The 24,421-nt window shown below is 64.4% G+C and carries 20 protein-coding genes and 1 tRNA gene; 9 read left to right on the top strand and 12 right to left on the bottom strand.

Annotated features, from left to right (window positions below):
• Window positions 1–83: 83 nt before the first annotated feature.
• On the bottom strand, window positions 84–497 hold the full coding sequence (locus ACFVSI_RS01945; protein WP_387819346.1) for a rhodanese-like domain-containing protein: 414 nt from the start codon (window positions 495–497) through the stop codon (window positions 84–86).
• Window positions 498–721: 224 nt separating this feature from the next.
• Here ACFVSI_RS01945 and fdh point away from each other — a divergent pair, with 224 nt between their 5' ends.
• From fdh to nrfD, 3 genes are read left to right on the top strand one after another with little or no spacing between them, the layout of a single operon-like run.
• Window positions 722–4,042, top strand: coding sequence for a formate dehydrogenase (gene fdh / locus ACFVSI_RS01950; RefSeq protein WP_387819348.1), 3,321 nt, complete (start codon window positions 722–724; stop codon window positions 4,040–4,042).
• On the top strand, window positions 4,043–5,053 hold the full coding sequence (locus ACFVSI_RS01955) for a 4Fe-4S dicluster domain-containing protein (RefSeq protein WP_387819350.1): 1,011 nt from the start codon (window positions 4,043–4,045) through the stop codon (window positions 5,051–5,053).
• Window positions 5,050–6,141, top strand: a complete 1,092-nt coding sequence (gene nrfD, locus ACFVSI_RS01960; protein WP_387819352.1) for an NrfD/PsrC family molybdoenzyme membrane anchor subunit — start codon at window positions 5,050–5,052, stop codon at window positions 6,139–6,141. The genes ACFVSI_RS01955 and nrfD overlap by 4 nt, the downstream gene beginning before the upstream one ends.
• Before the next feature lie 10 nt (window positions 6,142–6,151).
• Here the strand turns inward: nrfD and selD are convergent, their stop codons facing one another.
• Window positions 6,152–7,153 (bottom strand): selenide, water dikinase SelD, encoded by a 1,002-nt coding sequence (selD, locus tag ACFVSI_RS01965; protein ID WP_387819716.1) that lies wholly within the window; start codon window positions 7,151–7,153, stop codon window positions 6,152–6,154.
• Window positions 7,154–7,221: 68 nt separating this feature from the next.
• Between selD and ACFVSI_RS01970 the strand changes: the two genes are divergently transcribed.
• The 4 genes from ACFVSI_RS01970 (at window position 7,222) to ACFVSI_RS01985 (ending at window position 11,652) form a co-directional block, all read left to right on the top strand.
• A tRNA-Sec gene (locus ACFVSI_RS01970) sits at window positions 7,222–7,316 on the top strand.
• A 38-nt stretch (window positions 7,317–7,354) separates the two neighbouring features.
• Complete coding sequence (selA, locus tag ACFVSI_RS01975) at window positions 7,355–8,686, top strand: L-seryl-tRNA(Sec) selenium transferase (protein WP_387819353.1); 1,332 nt, start codon at window positions 7,355–7,357, stop codon at window positions 8,684–8,686.
• A gap of 3 nt (window positions 8,687–8,689) precedes the next feature.
• Complete coding sequence (gene selB / locus ACFVSI_RS01980; RefSeq protein WP_387819354.1) at window positions 8,690–10,486, top strand: selenocysteine-specific translation elongation factor; 1,797 nt, start codon at window positions 8,690–8,692, stop codon at window positions 10,484–10,486.
• A 134-nt stretch (window positions 10,487–10,620) separates the two neighbouring features.
• Window positions 10,621–11,652, top strand: coding sequence for an aldo/keto reductase (locus ACFVSI_RS01985; protein ID WP_387819356.1), 1,032 nt, complete (start codon window positions 10,621–10,623; stop codon window positions 11,650–11,652).
• An 86-nt stretch (window positions 11,653–11,738) separates the two neighbouring features.
• Here ACFVSI_RS01985 and ACFVSI_RS01990 read toward each other — a convergent pair whose 3' ends face one another.
• The 9 genes from ACFVSI_RS01990 to ACFVSI_RS02030 form a co-directional block, all read right to left on the bottom strand.
• Complete coding sequence (locus ACFVSI_RS01990) at window positions 11,739–12,341, bottom strand: alkylhydroperoxidase domain protein (RefSeq protein WP_387819358.1); 603 nt, start codon at window positions 12,339–12,341, stop codon at window positions 11,739–11,741.
• The gene (locus ACFVSI_RS01995; RefSeq protein WP_387819360.1) at window positions 12,338–12,991 is read right to left on the bottom strand and encodes a CMD domain protein; all 654 of its coding nucleotides are present in this window, start codon (window positions 12,989–12,991) and stop codon (window positions 12,338–12,340) included. Before ACFVSI_RS01995 ends, ACFVSI_RS01990 begins: the two co-directional genes overlap by 4 nt.
• A complete protein-coding gene (locus ACFVSI_RS02000) occupies window positions 12,988–14,037 on the bottom strand; it encodes a putative FMN-dependent luciferase-like monooxygenase (protein WP_387819362.1) in 1,050 nt (349 codons plus the stop codon). Before ACFVSI_RS02000 ends, ACFVSI_RS01995 begins: the two co-directional genes overlap by 4 nt.
• Complete coding sequence (locus tag ACFVSI_RS02005; protein ID WP_387819364.1) at window positions 14,034–15,692, bottom strand: dipeptide ABC transporter ATP-binding protein; 1,659 nt, start codon at window positions 15,690–15,692, stop codon at window positions 14,034–14,036. Before ACFVSI_RS02005 ends, ACFVSI_RS02000 begins: the two co-directional genes overlap by 4 nt.
• Window positions 15,689–16,555 (bottom strand): ABC transporter permease, encoded by an 867-nt coding sequence (locus tag ACFVSI_RS02010; protein ID WP_387819366.1) that lies wholly within the window; start codon window positions 16,553–16,555, stop codon window positions 15,689–15,691. Before ACFVSI_RS02010 ends, ACFVSI_RS02005 begins: the two co-directional genes overlap by 4 nt.
• Entirely contained in the window at window positions 16,552–17,496 is a 945-nt protein-coding gene (locus ACFVSI_RS02015; protein WP_387819368.1) for an ABC transporter permease, read from the bottom strand. The genes ACFVSI_RS02010 and ACFVSI_RS02015 overlap by 4 nt, the downstream gene beginning before the upstream one ends.
• Before the next feature lies 1 nt (window position 17,497).
• The gene (locus ACFVSI_RS02020; RefSeq protein ID WP_387819370.1) at window positions 17,498–19,162 is read right to left on the bottom strand and encodes a TIGR04028 family ABC transporter substrate-binding protein; all 1,665 of its coding nucleotides are present in this window, start codon (window positions 19,160–19,162) and stop codon (window positions 17,498–17,500) included.
• Between the two features lie 190 nt (window positions 19,163–19,352).
• Complete coding sequence (locus tag ACFVSI_RS02025) at window positions 19,353–20,240, bottom strand: sulfurtransferase (protein ID WP_387819371.1); 888 nt, start codon at window positions 20,238–20,240, stop codon at window positions 19,353–19,355.
• On the bottom strand, window positions 20,237–21,712 hold the full coding sequence (locus tag ACFVSI_RS02030) for an NtaA/DmoA family FMN-dependent monooxygenase (RefSeq protein ID WP_387819373.1): 1,476 nt from the start codon (window positions 21,710–21,712) through the stop codon (window positions 20,237–20,239). The genes ACFVSI_RS02025 and ACFVSI_RS02030 overlap by 4 nt, the downstream gene beginning before the upstream one ends.
• 302 nt (window positions 21,713–22,014) lie before the next feature.
• Here ACFVSI_RS02030 and ACFVSI_RS02035 point away from each other — a divergent pair, with 302 nt between their 5' ends.
• Both ACFVSI_RS02035 and ACFVSI_RS02040 read left to right on the top strand, forming a co-directional pair.
• A complete protein-coding gene (locus tag ACFVSI_RS02035; RefSeq protein ID WP_387819374.1) occupies window positions 22,015–22,290 on the top strand; it encodes a hypothetical protein in 276 nt (91 codons plus the stop codon).
• A gap of 49 nt (window positions 22,291–22,339) precedes the next feature.
• Window positions 22,340–22,960: a flavin reductase family protein gene (locus ACFVSI_RS02040; RefSeq protein WP_387819376.1), complete on the top strand. Its 621-nt coding sequence runs from the start codon at window positions 22,340–22,342 to the stop codon at window positions 22,958–22,960.
• 78 nt (window positions 22,961–23,038) lie between these two features.
• Here the strand turns inward: ACFVSI_RS02040 and ACFVSI_RS02045 are convergent, their stop codons facing one another.
• Window positions 23,039–24,415: an SLC13 family permease gene (locus ACFVSI_RS02045; RefSeq protein ID WP_387819378.1), complete on the bottom strand. Its 1,377-nt coding sequence runs from the start codon at window positions 24,413–24,415 to the stop codon at window positions 23,039–23,041.
• Between the last annotated feature and the right edge of the window lie 6 nt (window positions 24,416–24,421).

The following is a 24,421-nucleotide window of genomic DNA, read 5'->3' on the forward strand; positions in this document are numbered from 1 at the left end:
TGACTGGTAATTAACGCCCGGGTGTGGCTTTGTGAACACGAAGTGACGAGCAGGTGGGGTCCGTCCGAACCGGCCCTTCGGAGCTAGTCGGATTCGGTACGCTTCAGTGCCGCCCAGGCCTGGAAACCGCCAACGAGGTCCGTCGCATGGGGCAGCCCCAGTCGTTGCAAGGTGTGCGCGGCAAGGCTGGAACTGTAGCCCTCGTTGCAGACGATCACGATCCGCCGGGATGCGTCGCCAGCGGTTGGGATGCGGTGGGGGCTCGAGGGGTCGAGCCGCCATTCGAGAACGTTCCGGTCAATGATGACCGCTCCAGGAAGCCCGCCGTCGCGGTCCCGTTGCTCCACCGGTCGTGTGTCAACGACAAGGGCGCCGTCTTCGACGACCCGCTCCAAGTCCGCCGGTTGAACACGATGCAGCCCGATGCGGCTCTCAGCCAGCAGTTGGTCGATCGTCAGGAACCCAGGGCCGCCGTCGGTGCTGTCCCGTTGCGTCATGATGTTCCTCCCTGTGGCTGCCGGTTCGTCGGTCCTTCCACCATTAAACGAAAGAAATGCGGCCAGCGGTGAGTACTTCCCGGGAACGGCGCCCTGACGCCCGTCACCTTAGAGGAAGCCGACGACGGCGGCCGCGCACCCGCCGTCGTCCATCCGCCATCGCCGGGGTGGACACGAACCGGTGGTCCTGTTGCTGCCGCAGTGGTTTGGGTTATGCTCCACAAATGGCGCCGCGAAGTTTTCTTCAATGGCCGGTCGTCCGTCAACTGAGTACGGGCGACCTCTTGGGCCGCGGGCCGGCGGTGACGTCGGCCAAGACCAAGGCAACGACACCACGAACAGCTACTGCCGACCGAGTGGTGCAAAGCGTCTGTCCCTATTGCGCCGTTGGGTGTGGACAGCGGGTCTATGTCAAGGATGAGAAAGTCATCCAGATTGAGGGCGATCCGGATTCGCCGATTTCCCGCGGCCGCTTGTGTCCCAAAGGCTCAGCCAGCGAACAGCTGGTTAACTCTCCCGGCCGCCAGACCAGAGTGCTCTACCGTGCGCCGAAGTCCACCGAATGGGAGCGCCTGGACCTCGGCACCGCCGTCGAGATGATCGCGGACAGGTTCATCGAGACGCGCCGCCGGACATGGCAACAGCACGACGACCAAGGCCGGCTGCTGCGCCGCACCATGGGCATAGCCTCTTTGGGCGGTGCCACCTTGGACAACGAGGAAAACTACCTCATCAAGAAGCTGTTCACAGCTGCAGGGGCGGTGCAGGTAGAGAACCAGGCCCGCATATGACACTCCGCCACGGTTCCCAGTTTGGGAGCCTCCTTTGGACGCGGCGGTGCTACGCAATCGCTGCAGGACATGGCCAACGCTGACTGCATCGTTATCCAGGGTTCCAATATGGCCGAGTGCCATCCCGTCGGCTATCAGTGGGTTGCCGAGGCCAAGGCCCGTGGAGCCAAGGTCATCCACGTTGATCCACGGTTTACGCGGACTTCGGCCGTCTCGGACAAGCACATCCCCATCCGGGCTGGTTCCGATGTGGTACTTCTGGGTGCCCTGATCAACTACGTCCTCTCCAACGACCTCTGGTTCAAGGAGTACGTCAGCGCCTACACCAACGCCGCCACATTGGTGCACCACGATTACCGCGACGCAGAGGACCTCGGCGGGCTGTTCTCCGGCTTCGATCCGGAGAGGGGTGCGTACGACATGTCCTCGTGGGCATATTCCGAACGGGGCGATGGAACCATCGACGAACCAGGCGGCGGTTCAGAACACGGTGCCGATGCGACCGACCGGGCTGCGGGCCACGCGTATGGCAGTGGCGGCCCGCCCCTGGAGCACGCGGAGGTTGAGCGCGACGACACCTTGCAGGATCCCCGGACCGTCTTCCAGATCGTGAAGCGGCATTATGCCCGGTACACAGCGGACATGGTGCAGGACGTGTGCGGCATCAGCGTGGCGGACTTCGAGTATTTGGCCCGTGCCATCACGGAAAACTCGGGACGCGACCGGACCACCTGCTTCGCCTACGCCGTCGGTTGGACACAGCACTCGCTGGGCGCGCAGTTCATCCGCGCCGCCGCCATCCTGCAACTGCTGCTGGGAAACATGGGGCGCCCAGGCGGTGGAATCATGGCCCTGCGTGGCCATGCCAGCATCCAAGGCTCCACTGACATTCCCACCCTGTTCAACCTGCTTCCCGGTTATCTGCCCATGCCGAGCGCTGGCCGCCACGACACGCTGGATGACTATCTGTCCACCATCGGCTCCAAACAGCAGAAGGGTTACTGGGCCAACGCCGACGCGTACACCATCAGCCTGCTCAAGGCCTGGTGGGGAGAGGCCGCGAGCGCGGACAACGACTGGGCGTATGACTACCTGCCCCGGCTGACCGGAGCACACGGAACCTACGAGACTGTCATGGGCATGCTCGAGGACGACGTGGAAGGCTACTTCGTGCTCGGACAGAATCCGGCAGTGGGCTCGGCCCACGGCCGCATGCAGCGCTTGGCCATGGCGCATTTGAAGTGGATGGTGGTTCGCGATCTGAACCTCATTGAGTCAGCGACCTGGTGGAAGGACAGCCCCGAGATCGAATCCGGGGAGCTGCGGACCGAGGACATTGAAACAGAAGTGTTCTTCCTGCCGGCAGCAACACATGTGGAGAAGGCAGGGTCCTTTACGCAGACCCAGCGGCTGCTTCAGTGGCGGCACCAGGCTGTGGCGCCGCCAGGGGAGTGCCAAAGCGAGCTTCAGTTCTTCTTCGAGCTCGGCCAACGAATTCGGGAGAAGCTTGCCGGTTCCGACGACGAACGGGACCGGCCGCTGCTCGACCTGACCTGGGACTATCCTACGGACGAGCACGGCGACCCGGACGCGGAGGCGGTACTGGCGGAGATCAACGGCAGTCATCTCGCCGGGCCCGACGCCGGACAACCCCTCTCCGCCTACACCGAACTTCGTGCCGACGGTTCCACAGCGGCAGGTTGCTGGATCTATACCGGTGTGTACGCTGACGGCTTCAACCATGCCGCCAACCGTAAACCAGGACAGGAACAGGGTCCGGCCGCTTCGGAATGGGGTTGGGCATGGCCGGCGAACCGCAGGATCCTTTACAACCGCGCGTCGGCGGACCCCGCTGGTAAACCGTGGAGCGAGCGCAAGAAATACATCTGGTGGGATCAGGACCAGGGCAAATGGATCGGTGACGATGTTCCCGACTTCCCGCTCGACCGTGCTCCGGGCAGCCATCCTGATCCCTCCGTGGGTGGTCCCGAAGCACTGGGCGGTGACGATCCCTTCATCATGCAGGCCGACGGCAAGGGCTGGCTGTTTGCTCCCAAGGGCCTGTTGGATGGGCCGTTGCCCACCCACTACGAGGCCCAGGAATCGCCGGTGGCCAATGCGCTCTACCCGCAGCAGCAAAACCCCGCGCGGCTGGTGTTCCCCCGCGCCGATAACCCCAGTGCCCCGAGCGCGGGAACATCCGGCGCGGAGGTCTACCCCTACGTCTTCACCACGTACCGCCTCACCGAGCACCATACTGCGGGCGGGATGAGCCGGTGGTTGCCGTACCTGTCCGAACTGCAACCGGAAATGTTCTGCGAGGTCTCACCTGAATTGGCGGCTGAACGGGGGCTGGAGCCTTATGGCTGGGCCACGATCATTTCGCCGCGCTCCGCCATCGAGGCGAAGGTGCTGGTCACCGACCGGATGGCGCCGCTGAAAGTCGGCGGCCACACGGTGCACCAGATCGGGCTGCCCTACCACTGGGGTGTCGGCAGCAACGCCGTTGTCAGCGGTGATGCGGCCAATGACCTCCTGGGCGTAACCCTTGATCCGAACGTCCAGATCCAGGAATCGAAGGTTGCCTCCTGCGACATCCGTCCGGGCCGCCGGCCGCGCGGAGAGGACCTTCTTGCCTTGGTTGCCGAGTACCGGCAGCGGGCCGGAGTGACCATCGCGACCGGCAACGCCGCCGTCACCGACCCGGAGGCCGAAGGCATTGACCCTGCTACCGAAACGACGTTGGAGGACTAGATGGGCCAGTTGTCCGGACCGACCGACCCCACCACCGATGCCCACTGGGAGCACAACCATCCCCGCAAGGGGTTCTTCACGGACACATCGATCTGCATCGGCTGCAAGGCCTGCGAAGTCGCCTGTAAGGAGTGGAACCACAATCCGCAGGACGGAAACCTCGAACTGCTCGGATCCTCCTATGACAACACCGGATCACTTGGCGCCAACACCTGGCGGCATGTCGCCTTCATCGAGCAGGGACAGGATCGCATCGTCGAAGCGCGCGAATCAGGCCGGGCCCTGGTCAACCTGGGGATGCCAAGGATCGGTCCTCCGACACCTGCAGCGGCAGCGGACATAGACCTCGCCGAGGCGGACACCAGCCCGCCGGACACAGCAGATTTCCGGTGGCTGATGTCTTCCGATGTGTGCAAGCACTGCACGCACGCGGGTTGCCTTGATGTCTGCCCCACCGGAGCTCTGTTCCGCACTGAATTCGGGACTGTGGTGGTGCAGGACGACGTGTGCAACGGCTGTGGAACCTGCGTGGCGGGGTGCCCGTTCGGAGTCATCGAACGCCGAAGCAACGGCACGGTCAAAGTGGCAACCAACAGGGACGACCAGCACGCCGGACATCCCTCGGTACCGAATGCCGGCATCGCCCAGAAATGCACCCTGTGCTACGACCGGCTGGTCGACGACGAGACGCCCGCTTGTGCCAAGGCATGCCCGACGACCTCCATCAAGTTCGGCGACCACGACGACATGGTGGAGACAGCCAAGGAACGAGTGGCCGAGCTGCATTCCAAAGGCCTGACGGAAGCCAGGCTGTACGGCGCCAATGAAAACGACGGCGTTGGCGGAACAGGATCGGTCTTCCTCTTACTGGACGAACCCGAAGTCTATGGGCTTCCGCCGGACCCCAGGGTGCCGACAGCTGATCTGCCGAAGATGTACCGGCGGGCCGGCATGGCCGTAGCTGGTATGGCGGCGGCGGCTGTGGTGGCCTTCCTGGGAGGACGTGCATGACGCTTTCGGAATTCGACAATGTGCGGCCGACAGAGCCTGCCCGCCGACGGCGTCAGGACGCCAAACCAGGCACGCGCCGTCGTCGGGACAATGGGGACGGCTCACGGGAAATGCCCATGGTTCCCGAGGCGGAGTTCACCTCTTACTATGGCCGTCCCGTGGTTAAGCCAGCCCCTTGGGGCGAGGACGTTGCAGTCTACTTGTTTCTTGGCGGCGTCGCCGGGGGTTCTGCCCTGCTTGGCCTTGGTGGGCAACTGACCGGGCGCCCGATGCTGCGCCGGAATGCCCGGCTGGGTGCTCTGGCTGCAATCAGTGTGGGCGCAGTGGCGTTGGTGAAGGACCTGGGCAGGCCCGAGCGCTTCCTGAACATGCTGCGGACCTTCAAGGTGACCTCGCCGATGAGCGTTGGTTCCTGGATCCTCAGTGCGTTCACAGCGGGTACGGCCGTCACAGCGGTAGCGGAGATTGACCGGATGACGGGGTCCAAGCTGCCTTTGGGTCCGTTGCGGACGGTGCTGCGGGCAGTTGAGGGACCGGCCGGGTTTGAGGCGGCAGTGTTTGCAGGTCCGCTCGCGGCATACACGGCTGTCCTTCTGGGCGACACCGCCACGCCCACCTGGAACGCCGCGCACGAGGAGTTGCCGTTTGTCTTCGTGAGTTCGGCCTGCCTTGCCTCAGCCGGACTTGCCATGGTCACCACGCCCGTACACGAGGCAGGTCCCGCCAGGAAGCTTGCCGTGTTGGGCGTCCTGGGTGATGTGGCAGCCATGAAGGTGATGGAACGGCGGATGGACCCGGTAGCGGCCGAGCCACTGCACCAGGGCAAAGCCGGGACGATGCTCACATGGAGCGAGCGTCTGGCGGTTGCCGGTGGCCTCGGCGCGCTGCTGGCCGGTCGCAACCGCGCGGTCGCCGCGGCTTCGGGGCTCGCGTTGCTGGCCGCCTCGGCCCTTACACGGTTCGGGGTGTTCGAGGCGGGCCTGGCCTCGGCACGGGATCCGCGCTACACGATCGAACCGCAAAAGAACCGCTTGGCTGCCCGGCGTGCTGCCGGAGTAACCAACGACGCCATCACTACCGGCAGCTGAAACCGCCGCCCTAGCGGATCTCGATTCCTTGGCCTGCGGTGGTGTGGCCGATCACTGGGTACCCCGGCAGTTCTCCGATCACCAACAGGCCACCTGAAGTCTGTGCGTCCGCCAGAAGCAGCAGATCGTCCTCGGTGACGCCGGGCGCCGACACCACATGCGGCTGAACCCATTCGAGGTTGCGTCGGGTGCCGCCGGATACAAAGCCGTCCCGCAGTGCTTCCAGGGCACCATCGAGGAGTGGCACCGCTTTCAGATCGATTACCGCGCCAACGCCAGAGGCGCGGACCATCTTGTGCAGATGGCCGAGCAATCCGAAACCTGTCACATCGGTGGCGGCCCGAAGACCCGCGGCCACCGCCGCTTCGGACGCTTCGCGGTTCAGGGCAGCCATCGTCTCTACCGCCTCCGCGAAAACGTCACCCGTCTTCTTGTGGCGGTTGTTGAGGAGTCCGACGCCGAGTGGCTTGGTCAGAGTGATGGGCAACCCCGGCTGCGCGGCATCGTTGCGGAGCAGTCTGTCCGGATGGGCGACGCCGGTCACCGCCATACCGTACTTAGGCTCGGGATCGTCGATGGAATGGCCGCCCAGCACGGGACACCCCGCTTGGGACGCGACACTCAGGCCCCCGCGGAGTACTTCGGTCAACAATTCCATCGGCAGCACGCCCCGGGGCCAGCCGACCAAGTTGATGGCCGTGACGGGTTGCCCACCCATGGCATAGATGTCCGATAGGGCGTTCGCGGCTGCAATCCGGCCCCAGTCGAAGGCGTCGTTGACCACCGGGGTGAAGAAATCAGCAGTGGACAGAACCGCCAGATCGTTGCGCACGAGGACCGCTGCCGCGTTGTCGCCATTGTCCAGGCCGACCAGGACCTTCGCGTCCGGCTGGCCGATCAGCCCGCGCACCGCATCTTCGAGTTCTCCAGGCGGGATCTTGCAGGCGCAGCCTCCGCCGTGCGCGAAGTCGGTCAGACGGATCGCGGGCTCGGTGGCACCATCGGATTCCATGATTGTTGCCTGGGTCTCATTCATCCGTTCAGGGTAACCCCCAAAAGCAACCTGCTATATTGAGGCGCGGTGGCGTCCGGGTCCTGGTGGGCCCCCCGGTCTTCAAAACCGGTGAGGCCGAGCATCTCGGCCTGGCGGGTTCGATTCCCGTCCGCCACCGCCAGGCAACGGCGTGCAGATGCCGTGAGACGAGGAGGCGCTGTGGACAAGGTCGATCCCCGCCGGCTGATTCCCCGCACTGATGACCTCCTGGCCCTACCGGCCGTCCTTGAAGCCCGCACACGAATGAGTGGGCACGTCATCCGCGGTCTGGTCCGGGACATCCAGGACCAGGCCCGGCGCGGCGAGCTCCCTCCCTCCCGCGTGGAGCCGACCCTGCTGGCGGCCGTAGCTGACCACAGAGCGACAAGCCTTCGCCCTGTCCTGAATGCCACCGGGGTCATTGTCCATACGAACCTCGGACGAGCACCCCTGTCTGCGGATGCGGTCAACGCCGTTGTTGGCGCCAGCGGCTACGTCGACGTGGAGCTCGATCTGGCCAGTGGCGGCCGGTCCCGCCGCGGAGCAGGTGCAAGGGCCGCGTTGCTCCGTGCCTGCCCTGCCGCTGAGGACGCCCTGGTGGTCAATAACGGTGCGGCGGCGCTGGTCCTGGCCACCACGGCCCTCGCTGCGGGCCGGGAGGTGGTGGTGAGCCGTGGGGAGTTTGTTGAGATCGGTGCCGGCTTCCGTCTGTCCGACCTGATTGAGTCCACGGGCGCCAGGCTTCGCGAGGTTGGCACGACCAACAGGACCCACCTGCGCGACTACGAGAACGCCCTGGGTCCGGACACCGGTTGCGTGCTCAAGGTCCACCCGAGCAACTTCCGGGTAGAAGGATTCACATCTGCGGTAGCGCTTGAGGACCTGAGCCCCGTGACCAGGGCAAACGCCGTTCCACTGGTGGCCGACCTCGGCAGCGGGCTGCTCGCCCCCGACCCCCACCTGCCCGATGAACCCGATGTTGCCTCGGCTCTGGAAGGAGGGGCCGACGTCGTTATCGCCAGCGGTGACAAACTGCTGGGCGGCCCCCAAGCCGGTTTGCTGCTGGGGCGCAAGGACATCATCCAACGTTTGGCCCGCCATCCCCTCGCCCGTGCCGTGCGTGCGGACAAACTTGCGCTCGCTGCCCTCGAGGCGACTCTTGCGGGCGGACCGCCACCGGTGGTCCAGGCGCTGCATGCCGACGTCGGGCAGTTGCGTCGCCGCACGGACGAGCTGGCAGAAGCGCTCGGTGTACCCGTCGTGTCGCACGACGGCCGGGTTGGCGGCGGGGGTGCTCCCGGTGTTCCGCTGCCGGGGTGGGCGCTGCAGCTTCCTGAGGATCTCGCAGTTCATTTGCGCACCGGAAATCCCGCTGTCTTGCCGCGTGTCCACGACGGCTCGTGCCTCATTGACCTTCGCTGCGTTCCTGCTGCGGATGACCACTTGATTCTTGTGGCGGTGCAGCAGGCGCTCACGCTCCGGGCTGGACACGTTCCAGCCGGGTCGGACTGAGCAGTGCACGTCGTTGCCACCGCGGGGCACGTCGACTCCGGCAAAAGCACCCTGGTCCGCGCCCTCACCGGCATGGAGCCGGACCGCTGGGAAGAGGAACGCCGCCGCGGGCTGACCATTGACCTGGGCTATGCATGGACCACGTTGCCCTCCGGACAGGATATGGCGTTTGTGGACGTACCGGGACACGAACGATTCCTGGGGAACATGCTTGCCGGCATCGGACCGGCGCCGGTGGTCTGCTTCGTCGTTGCCGCCGACGAAGGCTGGCAGGCGCAATCAAGCGATCACCGGGATGCAGTGGCCGCTCTCGGCATTGAGTACGGGGTTGTAGTCCTCAGCCGTGCGGACAGGGCATCGGGCCCGAGGATCGCAGAGGTGCTCTCGCGGACCCGGACCGAGCTGGCTGGGACCGGTCTGCAAGACGCGCCCGCAGTAACCGTCTCCGCCGTCGTCGGGACTGGGCTGGATGACTTGCGTTCGGCCTTGGGCGATGTCCTCGCGCGGGTGCCTGCCCCTGCCCTGACCGGGCGTGTTCGCTTGTGGGTAGACCGCTCGTTCACCATTACCGGCTCGGGAACAGTGGTGACCGGAACGCTGGCTGCAGGCACGCTCACCCAAGGGGAGCGGCTGGAGTTGCTCGGCCATGAAAATTCCCGGCCCGTCACGGTACGCGGCCTCCAGAGCCGTGACACGGCCTGTGCCTCGGTGGAGCCGGTCAGCCGGGTGGCATTGAACCTTCGCGACATCGCCGCAGCGGATGTCCGGCGAGGAGACGCTCTGGTTACCCCGGGTGCTTGGCCCACCACTGCGGTCCTCGGCATCCGGCGCACCACGGGTGTGGCCTATCCGGAAGTGCCGGAGCAGCTCACGGTGCATGTCGGCACTGCATCAGTGCCCGCACGGTTGCGTCCGTTCGGTGTTGACCACGCCCGCCTCGTCCTCGACAGAAGCCTGCCCCTGGTTCCCGGAGACCGGTTGGTGCTGCGGGACCCGGGAAGCCGCTCGGTGCTGGGCGGTGCGCTCGTCCTCGACGCCGATCCGCCAGCCCTGCGGCGGCGCGGTGATGGCGCCCGCTGGGCGAAACGGCTTGCTGGCATGGATCCCGGCGGTGACGTACTCGGCGAGGTATCAGCCCGCGGAGCGGTCCATGTAGATCAGTTACTCAAACTTGGACTCCTGGCCGGGCCCGGCCCGGACGCCCCTGCCGGCGTGAGAGCCATCGAGGATTGGTGGGTACATGTGCCGGTCCTCGAGGCATGGCAGCATCGCTTGCACACCGCCGTCGAAGATATGCAGGAACGCGATCCCTTGGCCCCCGGTGTCTCCATGGGCGCGGCGCAGGACCTGCTCAAGCTGCCCGACGGAAAGCTCCTTCCTCACGTTATCCGAGGGGCCGCCTTGGAACAGGACGGCGGACACATTCACCTGCCGGGCAGCCATGAGAACCTTGGCCCCATCGAACCGTCCATTGCCACGTTGGAGGGAAGGCTGAAGACCGCGGCATTCCGGGCCCCCGAAGCCGATGAGCTGGCAGAACTGGGGCTCGGTGCCCGGGAACTCGCTGCTGCCGAACGCGCGGGTCGTGTGCTGCGGCTGCGGGACGGTGTGGTGCTGCTGCCAACCGCGCCGGCCCTTGCGATGCGAACGCTCGCCCGCCTCGACCAGCCCTTCACCACGAGCCAAGCACGCCAGGCACTCAACACAACACGCCGGGTTGCGGTTCCGTTGCTGGAATATCTCGATTCGCGCGGCTGGACCAACCGCCTGGATGCCGGCCACCGCACAGTGGTGCGCTGACGTCCGGACTTCGGAAAGGGTAGGACTCCGCGTCCTAGGAAGAACAGGGGCAGGAAAACCTGCTGACCATGCCCCGCGATGTGCGTATCGTCAACTCCAACAGGACCACCTCGATGAGAGAACTGAGGAGAGCTATGCAATACCGCACACTGGGCAACAGCGGCGCCGTCGTATCGAACTATGCGCTCGGAACCATGACGTTCGGGGCTGAAGCCACCGAGGAAACGTCCCACGCCATCCTTGATGACTATGTTGCCGCGGGCGGCAACTTCATCGACACGGCGGATGTTTACAGCGCCGGCGTATCGGAGGAGATCATCGGACGCTGGCTCTCGGACCGGCCGGATCAAAGGGACAAGGTTGTACTGGCCACCAAGGGGCGCTTCCCGATGGGCCAGGCTCCCAACGATGTAGGCACCTCCCGCCGCCACTTGACCAAAGCCCTGGACGATTCCCTCCGCCGCCTCGGAGTGGAGCAGATTGATCTCTACCAAATGCATGCCTGGGACCCCATCACGCCACTGGAGGAGACACTCCGATTCCTCCACGACTCAGTCACCAGCGGCAAGATCGCCTACTACGGATTCTCGAACTTCCTGGGTTGGCAGGTGACCAAGGCGGTTCACTTGGCCAAAGCCCATGGTTGGAGTGCGCCCGTCACCCTGCAGCCGCAGTACAGCCTGCTGGTGCGTGAGATCGAGTGGGAAGTCGTCCCGGCGTCCCTGGATGCGGGCGTGGGTCTGCTGCCGTGGTCGCCCCTGGGCGGCGGCTGGCTCTCCGGCAAGTACAAGCGGGACGAACCGCCCGTTGGCGCAACCCGGCTCGGTGAGAATCCAACCCGGGGCATGGAAGCATGGCAAGCCCGCAATGACGACCCCCGAACGTGGGACATCATCGAAGCCGTGGAAAAGATTGCGGCTGACCATGGCGCGAGTGCCTCGCAGGTAGCGTTGGCATGGCTGGCGGACAGGGCGGCGGTAACATCCGTTATTCTTGGTGCCCGCAGTGTGGAGCAACTGGCAGACAACCTTGCCGCTGCGGACCTCGAACTCACCCCAGAGGAAGCAGAGCTACTCACTCAGGCGAGCCAGCCGCGTTCGGGTGTATATCCCTATGGCCCCATGGCAATCCAGCAACGCAGCCGCAAGATCGAAGGCGGCAGGTAGTCTGACAAGCCGAATGCAGACGGCCCCGGCCCAAGGCCGGCGCCGTCTGTCGTGAGGCTGTTGTGAATGCCAGCAGTATTACTGCTTCAGCTGGCCGCCTCCGGCTCTCCGAGGGACAGCATCAGCCGGTTCGCCCAGTTGAAGAAGGCTGCGCCATGAATGACATCGGAGATTTCCAAAATATCCAGTCCGGCATCCTCAAGAGCGGCGATGTGGCTGGCGTTGAGCCGCGATGGAGTGTGGGCAAGGGCTGCGGCGGCAGCGGTAATGGCGTTCCATCGCGGGCCGAGATCCGCGGAGGTGCCGTCGTCGAGAAGGCGCTGGACGTCGTCGTGCCGTTCTGAGTAGTGGGACGCGAACCGCGAGTGGACCGAGGCGCAGAAAACGCAGCCGTTCTCCCGTGAAGCGGCCGTCGCGGCGAGCTCGCGTTCGGCCCGGGGGAGACCTTCCTTGGTGTTGTAGAAGATGTCCTTGTCTGTCCTGGTCCTGGCGCCGAGGATGTCAGGGTCACGGGCCAGCAGCCGGAAGTAGTCACTCGAAGCGCGCGACCGGTCAACCAAGCCCTCGTACTGCCGTTCGGTCAGGTCCTCGGAGGCCGGGGCCTCAAGCCACGGCACCCAGCCCAGCTGGTCCTGCGTGAAGGCCTCGGGGCGGCTCAGCCCAGGGTAGGTAGTAACCGAATCGCTCATGAGTAGATCCTTTCGTTCTGTGCTTCGGCGAGCTCGGCTTCTTCAGCAGTCGGCTGGGCATTGAGCAGCCCCAGCCCTGTAATAATCCGGAGCTGGTAGGAAAGGAACGCGACAAGTTGGGACAGGGTCACGATTCCCGTAGTTGTCCAGCCTGCGGAGAGCAAGGTCTGAAGTGCTGCCGGAGAGGCCTCCCGGGGCCGGAAGACCAGCAGGTGGGTGTGTTCCAGTGCTGCTGTGAGTCGGGGACCCAGCGCATCCCGCAGTTCCTGCCCGGCAACCCACTGGAGTCCGGGCTTGTTCTCGCCCTGCAGACCCGGTTCGCGGTACGTCCCGTAAGGACCTTCGGTTGCAGCGGACTGCGCCGCGTCCCGAACAGCTGACGTAACTGCCGGCGAGGCACCTGCCTGCACGAGTCCGGCTGAGTAGAAGTCAGCGGCGGCGTGGTTGTCGTGAAGGAGCGCCACGAACAGGGCGACGGCGTAACGCTCGCTTGCGCCGGCGTCGTCCAGTTGCCCGCTGCGGAACAGCGCGAGGTAGCTCGCTTGCGTGTTGTCGCGGGTAACCGGTCGGCGGCGGCGCAGCTGGTCCAGCGGCGAGCCCGGGATGACTCCCAGTATGTCGTCGACGGCGTCAGTGAAGGTGTTGCTCATTTCTCTCCTTGCAGGGCGGGTACGGGTGTTGGGACAGGCTTCCAGCCGAGTCGCGGAACGACCTCTGTCGCTGCGAGCTTGATGGAACGCAGGATGTGCTCGTGCGGTGGGTCGATGGAGTGGACCTGGAACGTCACATCGGTGGCCCGCTCCAGGACGCTGTCACGGCTGAGCGATTCGATGACGTCCTCAACCGAGCCAACGTGCGAGTCCGTGGCCGCAATAAGGTCCTCCACTGTGTCGCTGGCGAACACATGACCCTGGCGCTCGAAGTGCGGGACGATCCTTCTCAGACCCGTTTCAGCGAAGCGGAGGGCAGTTGCCCGGTCATCAGCGACGAATAAGGTCCGGGAAGCCAGGATCCGTGGTGTTGCTCCGGACGGAAGCTCCTGGAGGTAGGCATCGATGATGGGGTTCTGCAGGGCCTCAAGGGGAGCATGGGGTTGCGATGAGTCGCGCGGCTGGGTACGGGAGAGCATGAGCCCATCGCCTGCACGGCCGGCGCGCTCGCCGCCGCTGACGGAGAACGTTGCCTGCCAGAGCCGTTCCAGCAACCCCGGAGCTGCAGGATAGAGGGAATTGGCTGAAGAGCGAACTTCTTTTCCTCCCCAGGCTTCGGTCAGGATCTGGAGCTTGTCAGCGTGGAGGGAGCGGCGCTGTTCGCTGTCCAGGCTGAAAGCTGCGAACGAGGAAGCGGTACCGCCGGTCCCAACACCGACTTCGAGGCGGCCCCCGGACAGCAGGTCAAGAACCGACGTGTCCTCGGCAACGCGTACGGGATCTTCCAGTGGCAGTGTGATGATTCCGGTGCCGAGGCGGATCCGGGAGGTGCGGGCAGCGGCATAGGCGAGGAAGACCAACGGTGCAGGCAGGCCGCCCTCGGCTTCATTGAAGTGGTGTTGCGCCACCCAGGCGGTATCGAACCCTTCAGCCTCGGCAGTCTGTATTTGCTCCAAGGCGAGCCTGTAACGCTCGGCCGGTCCGGCGTCGTCGAGCAGACGCGTAAAGAAGCCGATCCGCTTGGATCCTTGCGGGTGCTGGGTCATGGCCGTGCCTTTCGGTTGCCCGGGATCGCTTCGATCAATTCGCGGGTGTATGCATGCTGTGGATGGTCGAACACGTCGGTGACGGTTCCGGCCTCGACCTGCCGGCCGGCGCTCATTACTGACACGGTGTCGGCAATCTGGCGGACTACTGCCAGGTCATGGGTGATGAAGATGTACGTCAGATCCAGCTGCGCCTGGAGTTCTTCCAGGAGGGCGAGGATTTGGGACTGGACGGTGACATCGAGCGCCGAGACGGCCTCGTCCAGGATCAGGACCTCCGGATTGAGCACCAGCGCCCTGGCAATCGCGACGCGCTGGCGCTGGCCTCCCGAGAGTTCACGCGGGTGCTTGGGCAACAGATTGGCGGGCAAGTGCACGCGATCAAGCAATTCGCGGACGATCCATTCCCGCTCCGGACGCGGAACGGGATCAAAGTTCAGGAGGGGCTCCTCGATGATCCGTTCGATGCTCTGGCGCGGATCCAAAGATGTGAAGGGGTTTTGGTAGACCAGCTGGACGTGTTTGCGGAACTGCCGCAGGCCTTTGGCGTCCAGGCCTGACAACTCGTGCCCGCTGATGGTGATGCTGCCTGAAGTGGGGCGCTGGAATCCCGCGAGGGCACGGGCCGTGGTGGTCTTGCCTGATCCGGACTCGCCGACAATGGCGTGCGTGCTGCCGCGGTACACCTGGAAGCTCACGTCATCCACGGCCCGGAAGGACGGCTGGTTGCGCCCGGTTTCGAACTCCTGCACGAGGTTTGACACCGCAACAGTGACCTCGCGGCCAGGGGTAGGTGCCGGGCGGGCCACGGCCGGCGAAATGGACGGAGCATCAGCCAGCAATTGCCTCGTGTAGCTGCTGGCGGGATTGGCCAAAACCTGTGTGGTCGGGCCTTGTTCCTGGACCCTGCCGTCTTTGAGCACCACCAGTTGGTCTGCCCGGTCAGCGGCAACTCCGAGGTCGTGGGTGACGAAAAGGACCGCCGTCCCTGTCTCGGCACGGAGTTCGTCGATCAGGTCCAGGATACGGCGCTGCACGGTGACATCGAGTGCGCTGGTGGCCTCATCGGCGATAATCAGTTGCGGTTCCAGGGCAATGGCGGCGGCAATGAGCACTCGCTGTTTCATGCCACCCGAGAGTTCGTGGGCGTACTGACCTGCCCGGCGTTCCGGCTCCGGTATGCCTACCCGCTCCAGGAGTTCCAGGACGCGCCGCCTTCGTTCAGTCTTGGGCAGCTTGGTATGAAGCCGGAGCACCTCCTCGACCTGGGCTCCCACGGTGAGCACGGGGTTCAGCGAACTCGTCGGATCCTGTGGAATCAAGGCGATCTTGGCGCCGCGGATCGATTCGAGGCGCTTTTGCGACCAACCGGCAATGTCCGTGCCGTTGAGCAGGATACTGCCGCCGTCCACGCGTCCGTTGCCGGCGAGGAGGCCGATGACCGCCTGTGCTGTGGTGGATTTTCCGGAACCTGATTCACCCACGAGGGCCAGGACCTCGCCGGGGGAGATCTGCAGGGAGACGTCGTGGACCACCCTGCGGTGCGTTCGGTGCTTGTCGGCGTAGGACACCGACAGGTTCCGCAGTTCCAGGACAGGCAACGGTGTGTTCTGCCCCGCTGCCGCCGCAGCCGTCTCTGTAAGGACGTCGCTCACGGTTGTACCTTTCGGATCGAGTGGCTGATGCGGTTGGCTGACAGGACCACGGCCACCACAACCAGGCCCGGGTAGGTGGTCAGCCACCAGGATGTGGCCACGTAGTTGCGGCCCTCTGCGATCAACAGCCCCCATTCAGGTGTCGGTGGGGGAGCGCCGTAGCCAAGGAAGCCAAGCGTGGAGATCGCAAGGATCGCACTGCCGAATTGCAGGGCAATGAGTGCAAGCACCGGTCCGGCCGAGTTGGGCAGGATGTGGCGCCGCAATACCGAACCGAAAGTGCCGCCGCTTCCGAAGGCCGCTTCCACGAAGTCGCTCCGGCGGACCCTCAGGACTTCGGATCGAGACAGCCTGGCGAAGCTGGCAATGGAACCCACGCCAACGGCTATCGCGGCATTCACCGTGCCGAACCCAAGAATGATGATGATGCTCAGCGAGAGCAGGAGGCTTGGGATGGACAGCAGCACATCCACCACCCGCATCACCACGTTGTCGGTTGCTCCACCCAGGGAACCTGCGAGCAGTCCCAGGAGGGTTCCCACCACGAGCCCCACCCCGACGGCCACGAGCGCACCAGTTACTGAGTTGATGGAACCGTGGATCATCCTCGACAAGAGGTCGCGGCCCAGTTCGTCCGTGCCGAGGAGGTACTCGCTGCTTGGTGGAAGGAGCTTGTCCCGTGCTTTGCCTGACGTGGGGTTGTGGCCGGTGAAGAGGCCCGGCGCGATGGTCCACAGCGCAACGATTCCCAGGACCAGCCAAGCCAGCAAGAGCCCTGGCTGGATCCGGGGAATTGCTCGTCGTTCCCGGCCCTTGGGCGGGACGTCCGGTTGCGTGGCGGGGACCACGGTTGCCTGGCTCATGTGAGCGCTCCTGTCTTTTGCTTGAGCCGGGGATCCAGGACGGGGTAGAGCAGATCCACGGCAAGGTTGACCAGCACAAAGGCAGCCGCGGCGAGAACCACAACGGCCTGCAATACTGCGGCGTCCTGGTTGTTGACGGCCTGCTGGGTCAACTGTCCGACGCCGTTGCGCCCGAATACCGTCTCAGTCACCACGGCGCCGCCGATGAGTTCGCCGAGGAGAACGCCGGCGATGGTCAAGGCCGGCAACACCGCGTTTCGGGCCACGTGATGGCTGAGGACCCAGGCGTTGCTGCCGCCGCGTGAACGGGCGACGGCGACAAACGGTTGGGTGCGCACGTCATCGATGCTGCGGATCAGCACTTGGGCCAGGGGAGCGGAGATCGGGACGGCGAGCGTCGCCACCGGCAGGATCAGGCCCAGGGCCTCTGGCGGGTTGATCACGGGAATGAGCTTGAGCCGGAAGGAGAAGATCTGGATCAGCACGATGCCAAGCCAAAACACCGGAACGGAGACCAACAGCGACGGCAGGGACTCGATGGCGTTGCGCAACCATGCGAAGGGAGCGAGGCTGGCGAGGAACGCGATGGCAGCCGCCAGGATGACAGCGGCCAGGAATCCAAGCCCGGCAAGTGCCAGGGTCGAGGGTACATTGGCCGCGAGTTGGTCAACAACGGGCACCCCGGCCTGCACTGAATAACCGAGGTTCCCCGTGAGGAAGCCGGCGAGGGAATTCAGGTATTGCAGGAACAGTGGAGTGTCTGCACCGTACGAGTTCCGGATGTCGGCGATCTCTGCAGGGCTCAGGCCCATGTCGGGATTCTGGTACTTGATCAGGAGGGCGTCCCCGGGCAGCGCCTGCAACAGCACGAAGGCGATCGTAAACGCTGCCCAGAGGACCAGTACCGCCTGGCCGATACGGTTCAGGAGATAACGCTGCATGTCAGCCCTTGTTGAGCCAGACGCCGTACAGGCTCGGCCGGCCTACAGCTTCGAAGGACAGGCCGTGCAGGTAAGGAGCCGAAGCGAAGACCTGCGGTTCTTCGAAGATCGGGATCACCAGGGCCTGGTCGATGAGGTGGTTCTGGATGTCGGCTACGTCCTTGAGGCGCTGCTGCGGGTCAGTGCGGGCCGTTTCTGCTTCCAGGAGGGCATTGAGCTTTTCATCGACGAAGCTCTTTACCTTCTGGCTGCTGCCACCCAACTGGAGCAGGGCGTCGCGGTTCTTCGGGTAGAACTGGCTCTTGATCACGTCCGGATCAGCGCGACCCACCATGGCAACGGAAACAGGGGTCTTCTCAGGATCCAGGCTGTCAACGGTCTTGCTTCCGGAGTCACCGGCGAGGACATTGAGCTTCACGCCTACTTTTTGCCACTGCTGGGCCACGAGCTGAAGCACGGCCTTGTTCTGCGGCTGTGGCAGGGACTCATAAATGGTCAGGGACAGTTGCGCTCCGTCCTTGGTCCGGATGCCATCGGCTCCAACCTTCCAGCCGGCCTCGTCCAGGAGTTGTTTGGCTTTGTCCTGGTCGTGGCGGAGCTTGTCCGAAAGGTCAACGTAGCCCTGGGCGTCCTTGGCCAGGACGGAGGTGGCCACGGGGTAGTTCTCCGAGAAAATCGTGTCCACCACTTCATGGGCGTCCGTAGCTTTCAGGAGTGCCTGCCGGACCCGCACATCGGAGACGAGCGCATTGTCCGGACGGAAAACGATGCTGTCATTGACTCCGCGGGTGCCTGGAGCGTGGATCGTGAAGTTCTGCCCTGCTACCTGCTTCTCGTCATAGGCCTGGACCTGGCGGATCAGGTCGCCCTGCCCGGCAAGAAGAGAGCCTGTACGCACGCTGTCCTCAGGGGTCACGACGATCTTTACGGTGTCCAGGTAGGCCCGTCCCTGGTGCTTTGCAGTGGCTGGTCCCCAGTTGTAGTCCTTGCGGGCCTCCAGGACGAGCTCCTTGCCGAGCACTTCGCTGGCGACAGTGAACGGACCGCTGCCGATGATGTTGCGGGCATCGCCAAGTTCGTCGAACTTCCGGTCCAGTGTGCTGATGGAGACGATGCCGGAACCGATGGTGGCCGTGCCCTGCAGGAAGCCTGGCGAGGACTTCTTGAAGTGGAATCTGACGGTGAGCGGATCAACAACCTCACTGTGGTCATAGTTGTTGATGACTTCGGAGACGGGCTGGTTCAGGGCTTTGTTTCCCAGGCCGTACGTGTCGAAGTTGCGTGCTACTGCTGCTGCGTCCACGGGCGTGCCGTCGGAGAATGTGACGCCGCTGCGCAGCTTGAACGTGTACTGGGTCAACTCGGGGTTGCTGGTCCAGGACTCGGCGAGCCACGGCTCAATCTTGAGCGTCTCGGGGTCTTGGAATGTCAGCTTGTCCGTGATCTGGTTCAGGATGCCGCCGTTGGGGTAGAAGCCGCCCGATGGTGGATACAGGTTCGTGTGAGCCTGTTGCTCCAGGTAAACCAGCGTGCCCCCGGTAACCGGCGCGCCGCCGTCGTCGGCTTGCTTCGCCGTTTCTGCGCCGCCGCACGCGGCCAGCACCGTGGCGAGCGCAAGCGCAGCCACGCCTGCATAGATGGCGCGGACGGGTCTGGGGAAGATCATGGGGATGCCTCTTTCGGATGGAGTGGAGCCCGCGGCGCTGCGCGGAAGATGGTGATGGAAGGACGTCTGGACATCACTGTAGGAGGGTGCGAAAGCCTGTCCGAACCGGGCCGACATCAACGGTCACTCCAGTTCGCATGGCGAAAAAGCGCTTCACGCGCCGCAACAATCCGGCAGCTTTTGCCCTCAACTACTTCCTTTCTGCCGCGGCAGCCGACCATGCTGACCAGGACCCGACGTACAGTGCCGCTTCAATGCCCAGGGTGGCGAGGGTGAGGACTTTGTGGGCGGCCAGGACGCCGGCGCCGCAATAGGTTCCGACGGCGGCTCCCGGAGTCAGTCCGGTTGCCTCGGCCTGCGCGCGGAGCACCTCAGGGGGAAGCAGCAGCCCGTTTTCGTCCAAGGTGCTGCTGCTGGGAAGGCTGAGCGCTCCGGGAATGTGGGCTGGCGGGTCCCCGGGAGTCCCGACGAAATGTTCTCTTTCCCGGGCGTCAAGCAGGATGCCGCCGTGTGGAAAGGCCGCCGCTTCGTCGGTCGCGATGGTTGCAAGGTTGCCGCTCGCCGGGGACAGTGCGGCATTCAGCGTTATTGAGCCGGCCCCGGTGTCCGGTCGTTGTGTCGTGGTCGGCAAGCCCAGGCTCTGCCAATAGCCATAGCCACCGTCGAGGACCCTTACATTGACCAGTCCGGCCCACTTCAGGACCCACCAGGCCCTGGCCGCGGACAGTCCGTGCCGGTTGTCGTAGACCACCACGGCCGTGTCATTGTTGATCCCGTAGCTGCGCAGGGCGCACTGCAGAGCACCTGCTGACGGAAGGGGGAGTGCTCCGTCCACTGCGGGCCTGTGTGGTCCCGAGTCCGCAAGGACCGTGGGCAGGTGGACGTAATGAGCCCCCGGCAAGTGGCCGGCGTCGTATTCTGCTTCCGGTTGGGCGAGGCCGGGTCTGAACCGGATGTCCAGCAGGACCGGTGCCGCTCCTTCGGCGAGCTGACGGGCCAGTTCGGCCGCTTCGATGAAATGCGCATTGCGTAGTTCATCCAGTTCCGTGTCCCGTATGGGTGTGGCCTCTGTGCTCATGCCCGGGCTCCGGCTCCGACCGGACCTGCCGCCGTCGTGCTTTCAACCGGTGTGGCCTCGTGGAGGTTCACAGGAACGGTGAGTCCCAGATGATCGCGCAGCGTGCTTCCCTGGTAGGCCTCCCGGAACAAACCACGCGAGCGCAATTCAGGGATCACTCCGCGGGTGAAGCGTTCAAATTGCTCCCCGAGGAAAGGCGTGAGGATGTTGAAGCCGTCCACACCGCCTTCCTCATGCCAGGCCTGGAGGTAATCGGCTATATGTGCGGCAGTGCCGACCACCACGCTGTAAGGCACCAAGTGGTTGACAAGAATGTCCCGCCATCGCACGGGCCGGGCCGTGCCCGGTATCCTCCCTGAGCGCTGCCGTGTCAGGTCAAGCAGGTGCTCGCCGTGTTGGTTGAAGCGGGCAGCATCGTCAACGGTGGCTTCCGCCTCGAGCTCGACTTGGGCCAGATCGAGCCCAATCGCTTCGCCCAGGACAGCCAAGCTTCGGGTGGCAGGGAATCCCTCCCTGTCGTCGTGCGGTCCCGGTGATACAGGCACCCGGGAGGCCAGGAAATCGTGAATCTCCCAGGCCTCTTCGAAGGTTGACCCAATGATGGGCAGCACAGGAGTGAGACTCTTGACGTGGTCTGGATTCCTGCCGTTCGCCGCGGCTTCCGTGCGGAGGGTCTTCGTCTCTGCGGCTGCCTCTGCGATGCCCGGCAGCGCCAGCAAGGCCAGGTCAGCGCGTGTGTGAACAAGGTGCCGGGAGCGCTGGGACGTGCCGGCATGGACCATCGGAACATGCCCCTGGATGGGTCGGAGCACATTCAAGGGACCGGCCACGGGATGGTGCGCGCCCCTGAAGTCAGCCCGGTGCAGCTTGGAGGGGTCCAGGTAGTGCCCCGATTCCTGATTGGCGACCAAGGCGCCGTCGCCCCAGCTGTCCCACAGCAGCCTCAAGGCGTCGATGAGTTCTTCGGCGGAGTCGTAGCGCTGTTCGTTGCCCCAGTGCGCATCCCGGCCGTGATTGGCAGCTGCCCGTGGTTCGGCCCCTGTCACAATGTTCAGGCCGAGGCGTCCACCGCTGAGTCTGTCGATGGAGGCACTGATGCGGGCCAGGGTGTAGGCATCGGAGTAGGTGGTGTTGACCGTCGCAATGAGGCCGATCCTGGAGGTGATCCCGGCCAGGAAAGCTACTGCGCTCAGTGGTTCGATGCGGGCGGCCAGGTAGGGATCCCTGAACTCCAGATCGGGTCCTGTTGCCAGCCAGTCGCCGAAGAAGATGTAGTCGAGGCCAGCTGCCTCGGCTTCCAATGCAGTGGCGCGGATTACCTCCGGATCGTCATGGGGATCGTGGTGGGCTCCCGGGTAGCGCCAGCCGCTGGGGTAGGCGCCGACGGCCCGGAACATGGCCCCGATGATGATGTGCTTGCGTTTGGTGGTTCCTCTGTCGTTGGCTTCGGAATGCGTGGAGTTGTTTGTCATGCGCCGAACTTAGGAGCTGTCCGGGCAGGGCTCCCAATGAGACTTCACATGCGTTAGTGCGGTGTCACGTCAGGTCACTGTGGTTCATCCCGGTCAGCACCTGTGGGAAGTGAGTCCTGCCACCTTATTTTGAGTAGCTCAGAATAAGAAGTTAGACTTGAGTACAGGCCAGAGCAGCCCTTGACTACCGCACCGGTGAACACTCCCGGGCCGGCAGGGCGAGCGCCACAATCCGCATCCCTTCCGCTTGAGCGGTACTGGAGTCCCTAACTGGCCATGATCCTGAATCCCAAGGAGTATCAATGACTTTGCTTGCCGAACGCCCCGTAACCATCGAAACCACCCCTGAGAGCGTTACCGAGGTCGGTGCCGTCAGCACCGAATCGCGCGGTGGCAGCTACGTGACTCTGCCCGCGGGTATCCCGCAGGCGCGTACTGAGGGGTCCTATGTCACCCTCCCGGGCAGCCGAAATCTGCCGGCTGCCGCCCGCGGCAGGTACGTGACGGTGGCCAATGCCGCCGTCGTTGCCAACCGGGCCGTTGAAGGACGCTACGTCACGCTTTCGACGGCAGCCTAAAGCCCTGGCGGCTCAACTGACCCACTCTTTTGATCGCTAGGCTGGCAGTATGCGAAACGATTTCAGCCCTTCGGCCACGTCCGCCCGTGACTTTTACCGGCTTTTGACCGCAGTGGTGGTTCCCCGGCCGATCGCCTGGGTTTCGACCGTCTCTCCGGCAGGAACCGACAATGTTGCACCCCATTCCTTCTTCACCGTTGCATCAACCAATCCGCCGATTGTGCAGTTCACGTCGGTGGGCGAGAAGGATTCGCTGCGCAACATCACCGCGTCGGGAGAATTCGTCATCAACCTCGCTCCGGCGACGCTGTTGGAAGAGGTCAACGCCACTGGAACCAACTTCCCGCCGCAGGTCAGTGAGTTTGATGCCGTAGGGCTGACTCGTGAGCCGAGCCTGACGGTGGCAGTGCCGCGCGTTAAAGAATCGCCGGCGGTTCTCGAGTGCCGGCTCCATTCCGTGCTGCCGATCGGGGACTCGACTGTGGTTTTCGGCGAGGTAACACATGCTGCCGTGAGTAGTGCTGTGCTGGACGGCAGTCACCCGCGGATCGACCTGCTCGAGCCGCTGGCCAGGTTGGGGCTGGACGAGTGGGGAACGCTCGGAGCCGTCCGGAGCCGTAGCCGTATCCGGCTCGGGGACTGGCCGGGAGATTTCGCTCCCAAGGGTTAGGGCCGGCTGGCCGTCAATCCGAGGCAAACAAAAGGGACGTCCCAAGCGGGACGTCCCTTTTGTTTTAGCCTGTAGCTCCTAGCCAATGCCGAGCTGGACAAACAAGAACCAGGCCAGAAGCGGTACAACGCCGATCATTGCGATGGCCCACAGCAACAGCGCACGGAAGAACATCCGCTCGTCTTTCGGCTGGGCGCTGGCCATCAGCAGGGCTCCGCTGGTGGACATGGGGCTGACGTCAACCACGGAGGAACTGATGGCGATGGCCGTCACCACGCCCACAGGAGTGAGCAGCGGGTCCATGGCGATGGGGGCAACCACGGGGCTGATGACGCCCAGGGTTCCCGTGGTGGAGGCGAAGGCTGAAACGATCGCCACCACGTAGCTGGCGATCAACGCCGCGAGGGAACTGTTGCCCAGACCGGCGATGCCTTCCTGCAGTTCCTTCAATGCGCCCATTTTCTCCAGCATGCCCACGTAGGTGACGATGCCGGTGACCAGGATGATGGCTGACCATGGCATGCTTTCCAGCGCTGGCTTCTGCACGTTGGAGTCGAGGATGATCAGGACCCCGGCGATGACCAGCGAGGCTACTCCCACATCCATGCCCAGGACGGTGGTGAGAACCAGCAGCGACGCAATGCCCGCGAGTGTGAGGATCCGCATGGGGGTGGCGGCTACCTTGACCGGGGCGGATCCGCTGGCATGTTGCCCCGCAACCGAAGTCCGCGCCGGGGCCGTAAGCACGGCTGTGCCCGATCCTCCCACGCCATCGGTCGCCGGGGTGGCGGGTCCGCCGTCGTAATGTATGGCAGTGTCCCCGCCGAGCCGCGGCGCCGTCTTCGTGGTCCGGCGCTTCATGATGGCCTGGACCAGAACATAGGCGACCACGGCCAGGACGGCGTTGAAGATGAAGCAGTACGCATACAGCTTCAATGAATCGTCACCGGCCCCGGCTGCGTCCAACATCTTGTTGCCAAGGACGCCGAAGGGATTGACGGGGGAGAAGGCGCCGGCATTGGCGCCTTGGACGATCACCAGGCCCATGGCCAAGGTGCTGATGCCGAACCGCATGCCCAGTGCCAGGCCAACCGGAGCGACGATGGCGATGGCGGCGGGCGTGAAGGCGCCGGCGGAGGCCAAGGCTGCCGTCAGCAGGAACATGAGGATGGGAACCAGGACCTTGCGGTTGCCGGCGAGCCGTTCAGCCCAGTAGGCGAGCAGGTCGATAGTGCCGTTGATCCGTACGATGGCGAAGAGCAGGGTGGCGCCCACCAGGATGAAGAAGAGTCCGGCGGGGAACTGCCCGATGACATCCTTGACCGACATCCCAGCCAGGAGGGTGCCCACGCCGAACGCAGCTATGGTGGCCAGAAGTCCGGCGTTGATCTTGGTGAACGAGCCGGCGGCGAAAGCCGCTACGAGCACCAGGAATGCGATGAGTGAGAGCGACATTTGCCC

Origin of the sequence: Paenarthrobacter sp. NPDC057981 (assembly GCF_042886835.1) — a bacterium.
GTDB lineage: Bacteria > Actinomycetota > Actinomycetes > Actinomycetales > Micrococcaceae > Arthrobacter.